Raw genomic sequence first — 15,404 nt, 5'->3', positions numbered from 1 at the left:
GGAACGATGCAGAGGCTTTCCCCGATTTCCATAGGTCCGGTGACGATTGACATGCCGGTCGTGCTGGCGCCCATGACGGGCGTGACGGACATGCCGTTCCGCACGCTGGTGCGCCGCTATGGCTCCGGCCTGAACGTGACGGAGATGATCGCCACGGCGGCCATGATCCGCGAGACCCGCCAGTCGCTGCAGAAGGCGGCATGGCATCCGCTGGAGGAACCCGTTTCCATGCAGCTTGCCGGCTGCTCGCCCACGGAAATGGCGGAAGCGGCGAAGCTCAACGCCGATCGCGGCGCCGCGATCATCGATATCAACATGGGCTGCCCGGTGAAAAAGGTGGTGAACGGCGATGCCGGCAGCGCCCTGATGCGTGATCTACCGCTCGCCGCGTCGCTGATCGACGCCACCGTCAAGGCTGTCGACGTGCCCGTCACGGTCAAGATGCGCATGGGTTGGGACCATGCCAGCCTCAACGCGCCCGAACTGGCCCGGATCGCAGAGGATCTGGGTGCGAAGCTGATCACGGTCCACGGCCGTACGCGCTGCCAGATGTACAAGGGGTCGGCGGACTGGGCCTTTGTCCGCAGCGTGAAGGAAGCGGTGTCGCTGCCCGTCATCGTCAATGGGGACATCTGCTCCATCGACGATGCCGAGACAGCGCTGGAGCAGAGCAGCGCCGATGGCGTGATGATCGGGCGGGGCGCCTATGGCCGGCCCTGGCTGATCGGTCAGGTGATGCACTGGTTCCGCACGGGCGAGCGCCTGGCCGATCCCTTGCTGGACGAGCAATATCGCGTGATTACGGAACATTATCGCGCGATGTTGGAGCATTATGACAGTCACACTGGCGTAAACATGGCCCGCAAGCATATCGGCTGGTACACCAAGGGGCTGCCGGGCTCTGCCGAGTTCCGCAACGCCGTGAACCAGGAGCCGGACGGTGATGTCGTGCTGGACATGCTTGCGCGCTTCTACGAACCGCTGATTGCCGACGAGGGTCTGGTAGAGACACGCAAGGCGGCATGACGGCGGACATGACCACCATCCCATCGCTTCGACCGCAGCGGGATGGGCCATCGCTTTCCGAACTCATGACTGCGCTGCCGGTCGCAACTTTGGTGGTGCGGCCGGACAACAGCATCGCCGACGCCAATGTCCGCGCCGAAACGCTGCTCAACATGGCGCGTTCAGCCATAGTCGGAAGCGATATAGCGCGGACCATCCGCATGGCGGAGATGGGGGCGCGCTTCGACATCTGGCATAGCAACAAGCCGATCGCGGCCTATGACATTCGCGTGCATGCCGGACGCACGGCGGAGATGGAAGTCGACCTGATGATCGCGCCTATCGTGGATCATGAAGGCTGGCGCGTGGTATCGGTCCACACCCAGAGCCAGGCGCGCAAGATCGGCCATCGCGGCACGGCGGGAGGCGCGCGCTCGGCCATCGGCGCAGCGGCGATCCTGGCCCATGAGATCAAGAATCCCCTGTCGGGCATAAGGGGCGCGGCTCAATTGCTGGAATCGGGCAATGGCGGGCGCGACGCCGCTTTGACGCAACTCATCTGCAATGAGGTGGATCGGATCGCCGCGTTGATCGACCGGATGCAGGATTTCACCACCGACCGGACCCTGGAATGCCGCAGCGGCAACATCTACCCGCTGATCGACCGGGCGGCGAATATCGCCGCCGCCGGATTTGCAAGAAATATAAAGATCATAAAGAGTTATGATCCATCCCTGCCATTTGCCAATATCAACGAGGACGCGCTGGTGCAGGTGATGATCAACCTGCTCAAAAATGCTGCGGAAGCGCTGGAGCATTGCAAGAAGCCGCGCATTCGCGTGGAAACGGCGTTTCGCCACGGTGTGTCGGTGGTTGTCGGCAAGGGGAAGGGCAGCGCGGTGCTGCCCATCGAAATCCTGGTCGTCGACAATGGTCCCGGGGTGCCGGAGCATATATTGGACCACCTGTTCAATCCCTTCATCACCGGCAGGCGGGACGGGACGGGACTGGGGCTGGCGCTGGTGGACAAGCTGGTGCGCGACATGAGCGGGTTCGTGCAATATTCGCGCGATCATCAGGCAGGGGAATCGACCTTCCGAATCCTGCTGCCGATGGGGACTGGATGAAGACGGCAGGGTGATGGCGGTGACAGGCTCGATCTTGATGGTGGATGACGATCCGGCGATCTGCCTCGTCGTCGGTGAGGCCCTGCGGCGGCAGGGATACAGGGTGAAGACGGCGGCATCGATCCGGGAGCGCAGCGTCCTGCTGGAAAGCTTTTCGCCTGATGTCCTGATCACGGACGTCATGTTGCCGGACGGTGACGGGCTGGACGGCATTGCGGACATATTGGAGCGGCGCCCCGCGCTGAGCATCATCATCCTGTCGGCGCAGAACACGCTGAACACGGCGATCCGCGCCACGGAAAAGGGCGCGTTCGAATATCTGCCCAAGCCCTTCGATCTGAACGAGCTCACGCGCGCGGTGTCCGATGCGATCGGATCGGGCAAGGGAGCTGCCGAGGAAGCGACCGATAGCGGGTTGCCGCATGACGGACTGCCGCTGGTGGGGCGCTCCCCGGCGATGCAGGAGGTCTATCGGACCATCGCCCGAGTCCTGTCGAACGACCTCAGCATATTGGTGCTGGGGGAATCCGGCACGGGCAAGGAACTGGTGGCCGAGGCGATCCACAGCCTGGGTCAGCGGCGGACACGACCCTTTGTGGCGATCAACATGGCCGCCATTCCGCGCGAATTGATCGAGGCGGAACTGTTTGGTTATGAAAAGGGCGCCTTCACCGGAGCCCATGCCCGCACCGCCGGCAAATTCGAGCAGGCGCAGGGCGGCACGCTGTTCCTGGACGAGATCGGCGACATGCCGATGGAGGCGCAGACGCGGCTGCTACGCGTTTTGCAGTCGGGCGAAGTCACGACCGTGGGCGGCTCCAAACCGGTGAAGGTGAATGTTCGCATCATCGCAGCCACCAACAAGGACCTGCCCAGGCTGATCGAGGAGAATCGCTTCCGGCAGGATCTCTATTATCGGCTGAACGTGGTTCCCATCGCGTTGCCGGCACTGCGCGAGCGGCGGGAAGATGTGATCCTGCTTGCTCGCCACTTCCTTGATCGCGCGGCGCAGGAGGGGCTGCCGCGCAAGGCGCTGTCCGACGATGCCGCGCAATTGCTGATGGCCTATCATTGGCCCGGAAATGTGCGGGAGCTGCAGAATATCATGCAGCGGCTGGCGGTGTTGAGCCGCGAGAATGTGATCACGGCCGACCTGCTGCGCAACAGCCTGCCGCTGGATGCCGTTCCGGCCGATTATGCCGCGCCCGGCGATCTGCTGGGCCAGGCGGTGCGGGAATGGGCAAAGCGGCAACTGGGCATCGGCCTTACCCAGCCGAACCGAAGCCTGCATGATGACCTGCTGGCCGTGGTGGAGCCAATCCTGTTCCAGGAAACGCTGGCCAGCGTCGATGGAAATCAGATCCGCGCCGCCGGGCTGCTCGGCATCAACCGGAACACGCTGCGCAAGAAGCTGACCGATTACGGCCTCGATCCCTTGCAGCTTCGGATCGCCGATTAAGGCATCGGCCGACGGTCCGGTCGCCGGCGACGAAGCGAAAGCGCTTTTCGACCGGAAGCCATTTGTTCATCAATTACTGTGTTTGATCGGGCACATTAATGTTGTAACCAAGCCACTATGGAAGGCGCAGTAACTCTTCCGGCGCGGGGCCGGGCATGGAAAAGGCGTTTTCCGCTTTTCCTGCGCCGTCGGCTTGCCGCGGTGGTGGAGGCTGTGACGCTCGTCCTGTTTCTGGGCATGGCGGGGATCACCTATTTCCTGCTGAGCGGGCAGGGGCAGTCCTACACATTGCTGACGCCGCCCATAGTGGCGCTGCTGCTGGTGGCGAACCTGGTGCCAGCCATTGCGCTGCTCGTGCTGCTGGGGCGGCGGGTGGCGAAGCGGCGCGCGGCTCAGTCAGCGATCGGCAGCGACGGTCAGTTGCACGTTCGGCTGGTGGCGATCTTCTCCATCGTCGCCAGCGTGCCGATGCTGCTGGTCGTGATCTTCGCCTCCCTGCTCTTTCAATATGGCGTGCAATTCTGGTTTTCCGACAGTGCACGGGGCATGTTGCAGAACGCCAGCGATCTGGCGCGGGGCTATTATGAGCAGAACCTGCGCGACGTGCGCGACGAAACCGTCACCATGGCGAGCGACCTGCGCGATTATCTGGCTCAGTCGAAGGTTTCCAGTCCACGCTTTGCAGAGGGCTATATCTACCAGGTGGTCACGCGGAAGCTGAACCGCTCGGCGATCATCGAGATCGGGAAGGACGGCGTGGCGCGCACGGCGGCTACGGTCGATCCGGAAAGCCGGCCGGTTTCGGAAATGCTGACCCCCGATGTGGTGAAGCGGCTGGCCTCCGGCGAGGATGTGGTGGTTGCGGCGAAGCCCAACCAGATCGAAGCGGTGACGCTGCTCTACCCCAATGCGAAAATCTATCTCTACGCCACCCGCGATTCCGGATCGACGGCCTTCAGCAATGTGGAACGGGCGCAGAAGGTGTTGTCGGATTACGACATATTTGCCGCACAGTCCCGCGCGCTGCAGTTGCGGTTCAACATATTGCTGTTCGTGGGGTCGCTGCTGCTGGTCGGCGTGGCTGTGTATATCGCGCTCAAGGTCGCAGACTGGATGGTGCGGCCGGTGAACGAACTGGTGATGGCGGCACGGCGAATCACGGCGGGCGACCTGTCGGCCCGCGTGACCAGTCCCCAGAGCCGGGACGAGATCGGCACGCTGGCCGCGGCCTTCAACCGCATGACCCAGCGCCTGGAGGCGCAGACCGGGGCGCTGGTAGCGGCGAACAGCCAGCTTGACGAGCGGCGCGCCTTTATCGAGGCGATCCTGTCGGGCGTGTCGGCCGGCGTGTTGTCGGTGGATCGCGAAGGTATCATCCTGCTGCTCAACAGCTCGGCGGCGGCCCTGCTGGTGAGGGAGGGGGACGATCCGGTAGGGCGGCCGTTGACCGAAATTTCCCCCGAACTGGCGTCGCTCATCGCGTCCGAGGATGGTGCCGGCATCGTTCAGATCCGCGCCCATGGCGATGTACGGACGCTGGCGGTCAAGGTGTCGGAGGACGCATCGCGCCACATTCTGACATTCGACGATATCACCCAGCAGCTTTCCGATCAGCGCCGCGCCGCCTGGTCCGACGTGGCGCGGCGCATCGCGCATGAGATCAAGAATCCGCTCACCCCGATCCAGCTCGCCGCTGAACGGTTGCAGCGCCGCTATGCCGAGGAAGTGACGAGCGACAGGGCCACCTTCACCCGCCTGACCGGCACGATCGTGCGCCAGGTCGGTGACCTGCGTCGTATCGTGGATGAATTCTCCTCCTTCGCGCGCATGCCAAAGCCGGTGTTCCGGCGCGAGCGGATCGACGATATCGCTCGCCATGCGCTGTTCCTGCATGAAGTCGCCCATCCCGACATTCGCTTCCAATATCATTCGACGGACAGCGATGCGGAATTGGTATGCGATCGCCGGCAACTGGGGCAGGCGCTCACCAATATCGTCAAAAATGCCGTTGAGGCGATCGAGCCCAAGACCGTCTCGGACGGCGATGACTGGCGTGGCCAGGTCTCCATGAGTGTGGAGCATGATGGCGGCAATCTGCTGATTGCGGTGCAGGATAATGGCATTGGCCTGCCCCCGGAACGCGAACGCATTTTAGAGCCATATATGACGACCCGGACCAAGGGCACGGGCCTGGGCCTGGCGATCGTGAAGAAGATTGTCGAGGAACATATGGGTGAAATCCGCTTCGACGATGCCGACGGTGGGGGCGCTCGTGTGGCCCTGCGCTTTCCGGTGGCGGCGCTCGAAAAATTGGAAGAGGGGCAGGTCATTGCCTTGTCCCATGGCAAAACGACTGGAAAAGTGACGGCCAATGGCGCTTGATATTCTGATAGTCGACGATGAAGAGGACATTCGCGATCTGGTGGCGGGTGTCCTGGAGGATGAGGGTTTCGCCACGCGCACGGCCGCGAACAGCGACAGCGCGATCGAGGCGCTGGATGCGCGGCGCCCTTCGCTGGTGCTGCTGGACGTCTGGTTGCAGGGTTCCAGGCTTGATGGCCTGGAACTGCTGGACGAGATAAAGCGGCGGGATGCGACCATTCCGGTGCTGATGATCTCCGGCCACGGCAATATCGACACCGCCGTCGCCGCCATTCGCAAGGGGGCAGCGGATTTCATCGAAAAGCCTTTCGAGGCGGACCGGCTTCTGCATCTCGTATCGCGGGCAACCGAAACCGAACGGCTGCGGCGCGAGAACCAGGTGCTGCGGGCGCGTTTCGGGCAGGATGATGAGCTTACCGGCACATCGGCGGCGATCAATGCCGTTCGTGCCACCATCAAGAAAGTCGCGGGTACGGGCAGCAGGGTGCTGATTTCCGGACCCGCCGGGGTGGGCAAGGAAGTCGCCGCGCGCATGCTGCACAGCTGGAGCGGACGGGCCGATGCCCCCTTCATCATCGTCGCCGCGGCGCGGATGGACCCGGATCGCGTCGAGGAAGAACTGTTCGGCGTCGAAGATCCGAGCGGACTGGTGCGTCCGGGCTATCTGGAGCAGGCGCATGGCGGTACGCTCTACCTGGACGAGATCGCGGACATGCCGCTCACGACGCAGGCGAAGATCCTGCGCGTGCTGACCGACCAGAGCTTCACCCGCGTCAGCGGCCAGCGGCAGGTCAAGGTGGACGTGCGCGTCATTTCCTCGACCGCGCTCAACCTGGCGAGCGAGATCGAGGAGCGGCGTTTCCGCGAGGACCTCTTCTATCGGCTCAACGTCGTGCCGCTGGTCATTCCGCCTCTGGCCGAGCGGCGGGACGATATTCCTCCGCTGGTCGAACATTATCTCGCGCGTTTCGCGGCGGAACGCCGGGTTCCGTCGCCGGAGATCGCCAGCGACGCCATGGCCGCGCTCCAGGCCAATGAATGGCCGGGCAATGTCCGCCAGCTTCGCAATGTCATCGAACGCACCATGATCCTGGCTCCGGGCGAGCGGATCGGAAGGATCGAACTGGACATGCTGCCGCCCGAACTCACCAGCAATGGTGGTTCGGAAGGCATGGGTCAGTCCGCGATCATGGGCGCGCCCCTTCGGGAGGCGCGGGAAAGTTTCGAGCGCGAATATCTGCGCATCCAGATCCGGCGCTTTTCGGGCAATATTTCCCGCACCGCAACCTTCATCGGCATGGAACGTTCGGCGCTTCACCGGAAGTTGAAGCTGCTGGGTATTACGGATGGGAAGGACGGTTGAGGCAAAGGGAAGCCACTGGAGCCAAACTGGGCATGGACGGCTCTTCGCAATTGCGGTAGACTTGCCTCGCTTCCGACAGGCGGAGGCGAGCAAGACATCCTGCTTAAGGGTGCGAGCGCGGGTAACGTCCCGCCAATAAAGGACTGGTGAAGACCATGGCCGACAAAGTGAACAACCTTCAAGACATCTTCCTGAACAGCCTGCGCAAGAGCAAGACGCCGGTGACCATGTTCCTGGTCAAGGGCGTTAAATTGCAGGGCATCATTACCTGGTTCGACAATTTTTCCGTCCTGCTGCGGCGCGACGGGCAGTCGCAACTGGTATACAAGCATGCGATATCGACCGTCATGCCTGCCCAATCCATGGACCTTACCGATCTGCGCAAGGCGAGTGACGGCAACGGCAAGTCGAAGCTGCTCCAGGAAATCTTCCTGAGCGCGGTGCGCAAGTCGGGCAGCCCGGTGACCATGTTCCTGGTGAACGGCGTCATGTTGCAGGGCGAAATCGCCGCCTTCGATCTTTTCTGCATGCTGCTGGAACGGGACGGCATGGTCCAGCTCGTTTACAAGCATGCCATTTCCACCGTGCAGCCGCTGCACGCGCTCGACCTCACCGGCGAGGGTGAGGGCGAGGATTGAACGCTTTTTCTTGTCTCTGCCGGGTTTCCCGTGAAGCCGGCAGAGGCGGGAAGCGTTAAGCCGTCATGGCCGTTTTCAACCGAGATTCAGCTGACGAAGTATCGCGTGGTGCACGCGCCATTGTTGTGCGCGCCGATGTCCATGGTCCGGAACGGCGTGACAGCGATGCGCGGCTGGACGAGGCGAGGGGGCTTGCCCTGGCTATCGGCATCGACGTGTGCGCAGCGCAGGCCTTCCGTGTGCGCGATCGAAAGCCGGCGACCCTGTTTGGTAGCGGACAGGTGGATCAGATCGCGACGCTGGCGCGGGCGGAAGATGCCGAACTGGTCATTGTCGACAATGCGCTCAGCCCCGTGCAGCAGAGCAATCTGGAAAAGGCGACCGAGACGAAGGTCATCGACCGGACCGGCCTGATCCTGGAAATTTTCGGTGAGCGTGCGGCGACCAATGAGGGGCGTCTGCAGGTCGAACTGGCGCATCTGGACTATCAGGCAGGACGGCTGGTGCGCAGTTGGACCCACCTGGAGCGGCAGCGGGGCGGTTTCGGCTTTCTTGGCGGTCCCGGTGAAACGCAGATCGAAGCGGACCGTCGGATGATCCGCGATCGCATGGCGAAGATCAGGCGCGAACTGGATCAGGTGACGAAGACGCGCGGCCTGCATCGGGCACGGCGGCAACGTGCGCCCTGGCCCGTGATCGCGCTGGTGGGTTATACCAATGCGGGCAAGTCAACGCTGTTCAACCGCCTGACCGGGGCTGACGTCATGGCGGAGGATTTGCTGTTCGCGACGCTTGACCCCACCATGCGTCAGATTGCCCTGCCGGGACTGGACAAGGCCATTCTTTCCGACACTGTGGGGTTCGTTTCTGACCTGCCGACGCAGTTGATCGCCGCATTTCGCGCCACGCTGGAAGAGGTGCTGTCGGCCGATCTGATCATCCATGTCCGCGATATTGCACATCCCGACAGCGAAGCGCAGCGCGACGACGTGATGGACGTATTGGCCGAGCTTGGCGTCGCGGGGGAAGGGGCGCTTGACGCGAGCGAGAGTGGTGATCCGCCGCCCATTATCGAAGCGTGGAACAAGCTGGACCTGCTGGACGAAGAGGCTGCGCTACTGGCGCGCGAGACCGCTGCGCGGCGGGACGATGTGGTGATCCTGTCCGCTTTGACCGGGGAGGGGGTCGACGACCTTCAGCGGGCCATCAGCAGCCGGCTGACCGCCGGTGCGCGAGTGCACCAGTTGCATGTGCCCCTTTCTGACGGCGCGGCCATGGCGTGGTTGCACGAACATGGCGAAGTGATTGGAAGCAAGGCCGATGGCGCGGACATGCTGGTGGATGTCCGCCTGTCCGATTCCGCATTGGCGCGGTTCCTCAAGCGTCTTGGGAAATAGCCTTTCGGGTTACCGGCCTGTCGCCGGGAAACCACTCTATTTCGCCTGTCGTAACCGCTCCTTTGCCTGCAGCCACAAGCCTTCCTTCTTATCGAGGGAAAGGGCGACGAAATCGTCGCCGGCCAAGGCTTCCATGATGCGGAAGCGCTTGTCGAACTTGCCGCTCGCCGCGCGCAGGGCAACCTCCGGATCGACTTTCAGATGGCGGGCGAGGTTGACCACGGCAAAGAGAAGATCGCCCACTTCCTCCTCTCGTTCGGATTGGGAAGTCGCCTCCCGCACTTCGTCCAGTTCTTCCTCGATCTTGGCCATGACACCGCCAAGATCAGGCCAGTCGAACCCTGTTCGGGCGGCGCGGTTCTGGAGCTTTTCAGCGCGGAGCAGGGCTGGAAGGGCTGTGGCGACGCCCGCCAGCGCGCTCGGATCAGATTCCTTTTCGGCACGCTCGGCCGCCTTGATGGCTTCCCATTGGGCGTGGCCGTCCTTCCTGTCTGTTCCTTCGCCGAAGACATGGGGATGGCGGCGGATCATCTTTTCCGTGATACCGTCGATGACCTCCTGCAATGTGAAATGACCCGCCTGTTCCGCCATGCGGCTGTGGAACGCCACCTGCAGCAGCAGATCGCCAAGTTCATCGCGCAGGGCCGCCATGTCGTCACGTTCTATGGCGTCGGCGACTTCGTAAGCTTCCTCGATCGTATAGGGCGCGATGCTGGCAAAATCCTGTTCGATATCCCAGGGGCAACCCGTTTCCGGATCGCGCAAACGCGCCATGACATTGGCGAGCGGCATGATGTCGGCGGGATTCGCCTTGCTGTTGGATGACATGCGGTACTCTGGATTGAGGAGATCTATGGCAGGGATAGATTGTCGGGACGCAGAAGGCCAGCTTGTCGAGTAGCTATCAAAGTCCGATAATAAGGATTATGTTAAATTTAACGGGCTGGACACTCAGTCTTCCAATATCAGGCTGTGCCGCTGCGTGTCGCGCATGCGTATGTAAACGATCAGCGAAATACCGATCATCACCGTCACATAGATATAGAAGGCCTGCTCCACACCGAGCTTCTTGAACCAGAGCGCGACTAATTCCGCCGTGCCGCCGAACATGGTATTGGCCAGCGCATAAGGCAGCGCCACGCCCAGTGCCCGGATATGCGCTGGAAACAGTTCCGCCTTCACGACGGCGTTGATCGAGGTGTAGCCGGTTACGATCACCAGCCCGGCCATCACCAGCAGCCCGGCCATCCATGGGTCCTTGGTCACGGCCAGCGTCGCGAAGATGGGATAAGTGCAGGTGACGCCCAGCAGACCAAAGCCGATCATGAGCGGCTTGCGCCCGATACGGTCGGAAAGAGCGCCGCCGAGAGGCTGGATCAGCATGAAAACAAAGAGCGTTATCCCATTGATCTGGGATGCTGCTTCACGGCTGATGCCGCTGGTGTTGACGAGGAATTTCTGCATGTAGATGGAATAGGCGTAGAAGGCGATCGTGCCGCCCGCGGTCAGCAACATGACTGTCAGCGTCTCTTTCGGATGCCGGGTTACCAGTTCCACGAAACCCGATCTGGGCGCACCCTCTGCCTGGGCTTTGGCGAAGCTCTGCGTTTCGGCCAGGCCGCGCCGCAGCCAGAAGACGATGATCGCCAGCGCCCCGCCAATCAGGAAAGGAATGCGCCAGCCCCACGCATCCAGTTCAGCCTCGGTCAGCATGGCCTGAAGCGCCAACAGGACGCAGATGGCGACAAGCTGGCCGGCTATCAGCGTGACATATTGAAAGCTGGAGAAAAAGCCGCGGTGATTGCGCCCCGCCATTTCGGACAAATAGGTCGCGCTGGCGCCATATTCGCCGCCGATTGACAATCCCTGCATCAGGCGCGCCAGCACAAGCAGTAGCGGCGCGCCAACCCCGATACTGTCATAGGATGGCGTGACCGCGATCAGCAGCGAACCGGCGCACATCAGCGCCACGGACAAGGTCAGGCCGCTCTTGCGACCATGGCGATCGGCATAGACGCCCATCAGCCAGGCGCCGATGGGGCGCATCAGGAAGCCGACCGCGAAAATGCCGGCGGCGCTCAGCAACTGAGCGGTGCGGTCTTCGCTGGGGAAGAAATGCTGGGCGAAATAGAGGGTGAAGGCCGAATAGGCATACCAGTCATACCATTCCACCAGATTGCCCGTGGAACCGCCGATCACGGCTTTCAGGCGCTGTCGCTGATCGGGCGCGGCTATGTATGACGTCATGGTGTCAGCACCATCTCTCCATTCTGGACGGACCAGCTTTTCAGCCGTGACAGCATGTTCATCCCGATCACATTGACATCGCCAAAAGCCGGGGAAACGACAATGTCGAGATCGCTGGCGCGGATTGGGCCGACGACCAGCGTGGCGATTGTCGAGCGCTTGGCGTCGATCTTGCCGTTGGCGGTCATCATGCTGACGCCGGACGCATTCAGGTCGAAATTGAGGCCGGCGGCGCGCGCCGCCTCCACTGACAATGCGGTCACGCTGGCCCCGCTGTCGATCAGAAAGCGTGTCGGGTTCCCGTTGACCATTCCCTCGACCCAATAATGGCCGTCGGGCGCAACGGGTATTCGCAGTGCCTGCCCCTCCACGCGCGCGGTGGGCAAGGCTGTCGGCATATCATTGGTCGCCAGTGCGGGAGATCCGCCCCCTTCCCCCTTGATACGGCTGGCAAACAGGCCGTATTTCTCGCCAGCCTTGAACAGTCCAAGCAGCGCCGCGAAGATGACGATCCATAGCATGGCCATACGCAAGAGGCCGCCCATCGGCGCCCGCCGCGCGAGCAAGGCCGATCCGACCAGGACCAACGCCAGCACGTACCAGAGACTGGACATTGCCTGATCGCCACCCATTTCCCTGCCCCTTATGATGCGCCCAGTTCGGCCACCAGCCCGTCATAACCCGGTTCGACGCCCGCCGGGAGTGTTCGGCAAAGCGACGCATAATCCATGCTCTGGTCCATATGGATCAATATGGCGCGGCGCGGTCGCACGGCCTGTACGGCATCCAGGGTAAGCGCCAGATGCGCGTGGGTTGGATGCGGCCGTTCCCGCAAGGCGTCGACCACCCAGATGTCCAGCGCATCGTACAGTGCCATCATATCAGTCGTTATATCATGAAAATCAGTAGCATAGCCAATGGAATGGCCATCATACGTGAAACGGAATCCGGTGGAGAATATCTCGCCATGGGGCTGGTCGGTGCAGGCGATGCTGATGTCCCCGATGCGCAGGCCATCCGGCAGCGGATGCGGTTCGATCGTCGGATGATAGCCATGACGCCCTTCGAAGGCATAACCGAAGCGCTCCCGGAGCAAGCGAAGCGTCTGCGGGCGCGCATAGCCGGGGACAGGCGTGCCGCGATGGTGGTAAAGCTGACGGACATCGTCCAGGCCGTGGCTGTGGTCGGCATGGTCATGCGTCCACAGGATCGCGTCGATATGGATCACGTCGGCCGCGAGCAACTGCGCACGCATGTCCGGTGATGTGTCGATCAACAACCGGGTCGTGGGGCTTTCGATCAGGATCGATGCCCGGGTGCGGCGGTTCCTGGGCTCCTGCGGATCACAGGCGCCCCAATCATTGCCGATGCGAGGCACGCCCGAGGAGGTGCCGCTTCCCAGGATGGTGAGCTTGAGGCTCATGCTGCCTTGCTGAAAAGCGTACGGAAATTGGCTGCTGTTGCCTCAGCCAGTTGCTCGACGCTTTCGCCCCGTAAATTCGCCAGAAAACGGGCAGTGTCGGCCACGAAGGCGGGTTCGCACGGCTTGCCGCGATGGGGCACGGGCGCGAGGAAAGGAGCGTCGGTTTCGATCAGCAGCCTTTCGAGCGGCAGACGGGCAGCCGTTTCCTGAAGATCCCTGGCGTTCTTGAAGGTCACGATACCCGAAATGCTGATGTAGAAACCCAGTTCCATCGCTGCATCGGCAAAGGCGCCGCTGGCGGTAAAACAATGGATGACCCCGCCATAGGTCCCCTTCCCCATTTCATCGCGCATGATGGCCAGCGTGTCCTCCTCCGCATCGCGGGTGTGGACGATCAGCGGCAGGCCGGTTTCGCGAGAGGCGGCGATATGGGACCGGAAGCTGCGTTGCTGCCGCTCGCGATCGCTATGGTCGTAATAATAATCCAGGCCGGTCTCGCCTATGCCGACGATGCGTGGATGGGCCGCCCGTTCGACCAGCTTCGCGGTGTCGACATGTGGATGCTCGTCCGCTTCATGGGGGTGAATGCCGACGGTCGCCCACACATCCGTTTCGCGCAAGGCCGTTGCCAGCACATCGTCCCATTCGCTTTCGCGCGTGGCAATGTTGAGCATCAGGTCGACTCCAGCGCCCCTCGCCCGTTCGAGCACATTATGCTGATCGTCGATCAACCCCTTGTAATTCAAGTGACAATGGCTGTCTATGAACATGACGTCACGCCTCTTCAGCGGGCAGTTCGAGGCGCGGGAAGAGCGGCTTGGGCGTGCTCAGGGCAAAGCCGGACGCACGAAGCTGCGTATACCAGTCGCTGCCGATGGCAGAATAGTTCCTGCCATTCTCGGCTGTCCCCATCTGCTCGAGCAGGGCGGAGGCGCTTGCGGGAATGATCGGCTGGACGATGATGGCAAGGTCGGCGATCGCTTCGTAAAGGGTGGCGAGCACCGCCTCCATCCTGGCAGGATCGGTCTTGCGGAGCGTCCAGGGCGCCTGGGCATCGATATAGGCGTTGCAGGCAAACACCGCGCGCATCCACGCTTCGATGGCTGTCGAGGGCGCAAGGTCCGCCATAGCGGCCTGGAAGGTCCGGGCCGCTTCCCCGACCGTTGCAAGAAGATCGCGATCGACCTCCTGCGCTGCGGGTTCGGGCAGGCGACCCTCCAGATTCTTGGCAATGAAGCTCAGCGTTCGCTGGGCGAGATTGCCGAAGCTGTTGGCGAGGTCGCTGTTCGAACGGGCGACGATCGCCTCCGCGCTGTAGCTGCCGTCATTGCCGAAGGTGACTTCCGACAGCAGGAAATAGCGGAGCTGATCCACGCCGAAGCGTTCGGCCAATTCCATCGGATCGGCCACATTGCCGAGCGACTTCGACATCTTCTCTCCCCGGTTGAGGAGGAAGCCGTGACCGAAGACCTGCCTGGGCAAGGGCAGCCGCGCACTCATCAGGAAGGCTGGCCAGTAAACGGTATGAAAACGCACGATATCCTTGCCGATGACATGCGTGATATCGCCACCTTCCGACCAGTAGCGGGCCATGCGGTCCGCATCATCGGGATAGCCGCAGCCCGTGAGATAGTTGGTGAGCGCGTCCACCCACACATACATGACATGGCCGTCGCTGCCGGGCACCTTGACGCCCCAGTCGAAGCTGGTGCGCGACACGCTGAGGTCGGACAGGCCACCCTCCACGAAGCGCATTATCTCATTGCGGCGGCTGTCAGGCTGGATGAAATCCGGCTGGCTGGTGTAAAGTTCCAGCAATTTCTGCTGATAGGCGGACAGGCGGAAGAACCAGCTTTCCTCCACCGTCCATTCGACAGGCGTGCCCTGGGGCGAGAGCTTCTGCCCGCCCTCTCCTTCGACCAGTTCCTTTTCGTCGTAAAAGGCTTCATCGCGGACGGAATACCAGCCTTCATAGCGGCCGAGATAGAGATCGCCATTGGCCTCCATCGCCTGCCAGATCGCCTGGCTTGCGCGGTGATGATCCGGCTCGCTGGTGCGAATGAAGCGATCATAGCTGATGTTGAGACCATCATTCATAGCCTTGAAATATCCTGACATTTCGTCAGCGAGTGCGCGCGGCTCCATGTCCCTGTTGCGCGCGGTCTGGGCCATTTTCAGGCCATGTTCGTCCGTTCCGGTCTGAAAGAAGACGTCGCGGCCCATCATACGCTGGAAACGGGCGATCGCATCCGTTGCGATCACTTCATAGGCATGGCCGATATGCGGGCGGCCATTGGGGTAGCTGATGGCTGTCGTGATGGTATAGGGCTTGGACATGCGCCCTCCCTAGCGGGTGTTAGTCC

Annotated in this window: 13 protein-coding genes; 7 read left to right on the top strand and 6 right to left on the bottom strand. The window is 62.1% G+C overall.

All coding sequences use genetic code 11. From position 1 onward, the window contains the following. The first annotated feature begins 6 nt into the window (after positions 1-6). The 7 genes from dusB (at position 7) to hflX (ending at position 9,371) form a co-directional block, all read left to right on the top strand. Positions 7-1,026, top strand: a complete 1,020-nt coding sequence (dusB, locus tag MRBLMC3_RS03045) for a tRNA dihydrouridine synthase DusB (protein ID WP_363825719.1) — start codon at positions 7-9, stop codon at positions 1,024-1,026. Beyond that, positions 1,023-2,132 (top strand): two-component system sensor histidine kinase NtrB, encoded by a 1,110-nt coding sequence (locus tag MRBLMC3_RS03040; protein ID WP_363734821.1) that lies wholly within the window; start codon positions 1,023-1,025, stop codon positions 2,130-2,132. Before dusB ends, MRBLMC3_RS03040 begins: the two co-directional genes overlap by 4 nt. 13 nt (positions 2,133-2,145) lie before the next feature. After that, a complete protein-coding gene (gene ntrC / locus MRBLMC3_RS03035; RefSeq protein WP_363734823.1) occupies positions 2,146-3,591 on the top strand; it encodes a nitrogen regulation protein NR(I) in 1,446 nt (481 codons plus the stop codon). Between the two features lie 117 nt (positions 3,592-3,708). Continuing rightward, the gene (locus tag MRBLMC3_RS03030; protein WP_363825717.1) at positions 3,709-5,973 is read left to right on the top strand and encodes a sensor histidine kinase; all 2,265 of its coding nucleotides are present in this window, start codon (positions 3,709-3,711) and stop codon (positions 5,971-5,973) included. After that, positions 5,963-7,336, top strand: a complete 1,374-nt coding sequence (locus MRBLMC3_RS03025) for a sigma-54-dependent transcriptional regulator (RefSeq protein WP_133652005.1) — start codon at positions 5,963-5,965, stop codon at positions 7,334-7,336. The genes MRBLMC3_RS03030 and MRBLMC3_RS03025 overlap by 11 nt, the downstream gene beginning before the upstream one ends. A 155-nt stretch (positions 7,337-7,491) precedes the next feature. Further along, the gene (gene hfq / locus MRBLMC3_RS03020) at positions 7,492-7,974 is read left to right on the top strand and encodes an RNA chaperone Hfq (RefSeq protein ID WP_133652004.1); all 483 of its coding nucleotides are present in this window, start codon (positions 7,492-7,494) and stop codon (positions 7,972-7,974) included. Between the two features lie 65 nt (positions 7,975-8,039). Continuing rightward, positions 8,040-9,371 carry a GTPase HflX gene (gene hflX / locus MRBLMC3_RS03015; protein ID WP_363825714.1) on the top strand — a complete coding sequence of 444 codons (1,332 nt, stop codon included), beginning with the start codon at positions 8,040-8,042 and terminating at the stop codon, positions 9,369-9,371. A 36-nt stretch (positions 9,372-9,407) separates the two neighbouring features. Here hflX and mazG read toward each other — a convergent pair whose 3' ends face one another. The 6 genes from mazG to metG all read right to left on the bottom strand — a co-directional run bounded on the left by mazG (position 9,408) and on the right by metG (position 15,378). Beyond that, positions 9,408-10,199, bottom strand: coding sequence for a nucleoside triphosphate pyrophosphohydrolase (mazG, locus tag MRBLMC3_RS03010; RefSeq protein ID WP_363825712.1), 792 nt, complete (start codon positions 10,197-10,199; stop codon positions 9,408-9,410). Between the two features lie 123 nt (positions 10,200-10,322). Next, positions 10,323-11,618: an MFS transporter gene (locus tag MRBLMC3_RS03005; protein ID WP_363825709.1), complete on the bottom strand. Its 1,296-nt coding sequence runs from the start codon at positions 11,616-11,618 to the stop codon at positions 10,323-10,325. Continuing rightward, positions 11,615-12,250, bottom strand: a complete 636-nt coding sequence (locus MRBLMC3_RS03000) for a retropepsin-like aspartic protease family protein (protein ID WP_363825707.1) — start codon at positions 12,248-12,250, stop codon at positions 11,615-11,617. Before MRBLMC3_RS03000 ends, MRBLMC3_RS03005 begins: the two co-directional genes overlap by 4 nt. A gap of 11 nt (positions 12,251-12,261) precedes the next feature. Then, complete coding sequence (locus tag MRBLMC3_RS02995) at positions 12,262-13,041, bottom strand: MBL fold metallo-hydrolase (protein WP_363734831.1); 780 nt, start codon at positions 13,039-13,041, stop codon at positions 12,262-12,264. Then, positions 13,038-13,811: a TatD family hydrolase gene (locus tag MRBLMC3_RS02990; protein WP_363754241.1), complete on the bottom strand. Its 774-nt coding sequence runs from the start codon at positions 13,809-13,811 to the stop codon at positions 13,038-13,040. Before MRBLMC3_RS02990 ends, MRBLMC3_RS02995 begins: the two co-directional genes overlap by 4 nt. A 4-nt stretch (positions 13,812-13,815) precedes the next feature. After that, positions 13,816-15,378, bottom strand: a complete 1,563-nt coding sequence (gene metG / locus MRBLMC3_RS02985; RefSeq protein WP_363825705.1) for a methionine--tRNA ligase — start codon at positions 15,376-15,378, stop codon at positions 13,816-13,818. Positions 15,379-15,404: the final 26 nt, after the last annotated feature.

The sequence above is a fragment of the Sphingobium sp. LMC3-1-1.1 genome, from assembly GCF_040676285.1.
GTDB lineage: Bacteria > Pseudomonadota > Alphaproteobacteria > Sphingomonadales > Sphingomonadaceae > Sphingobium.
Note: the sequence above shows the minus strand (reverse complement) of the source record. Positions and strands in the feature narration are given on the sequence as shown.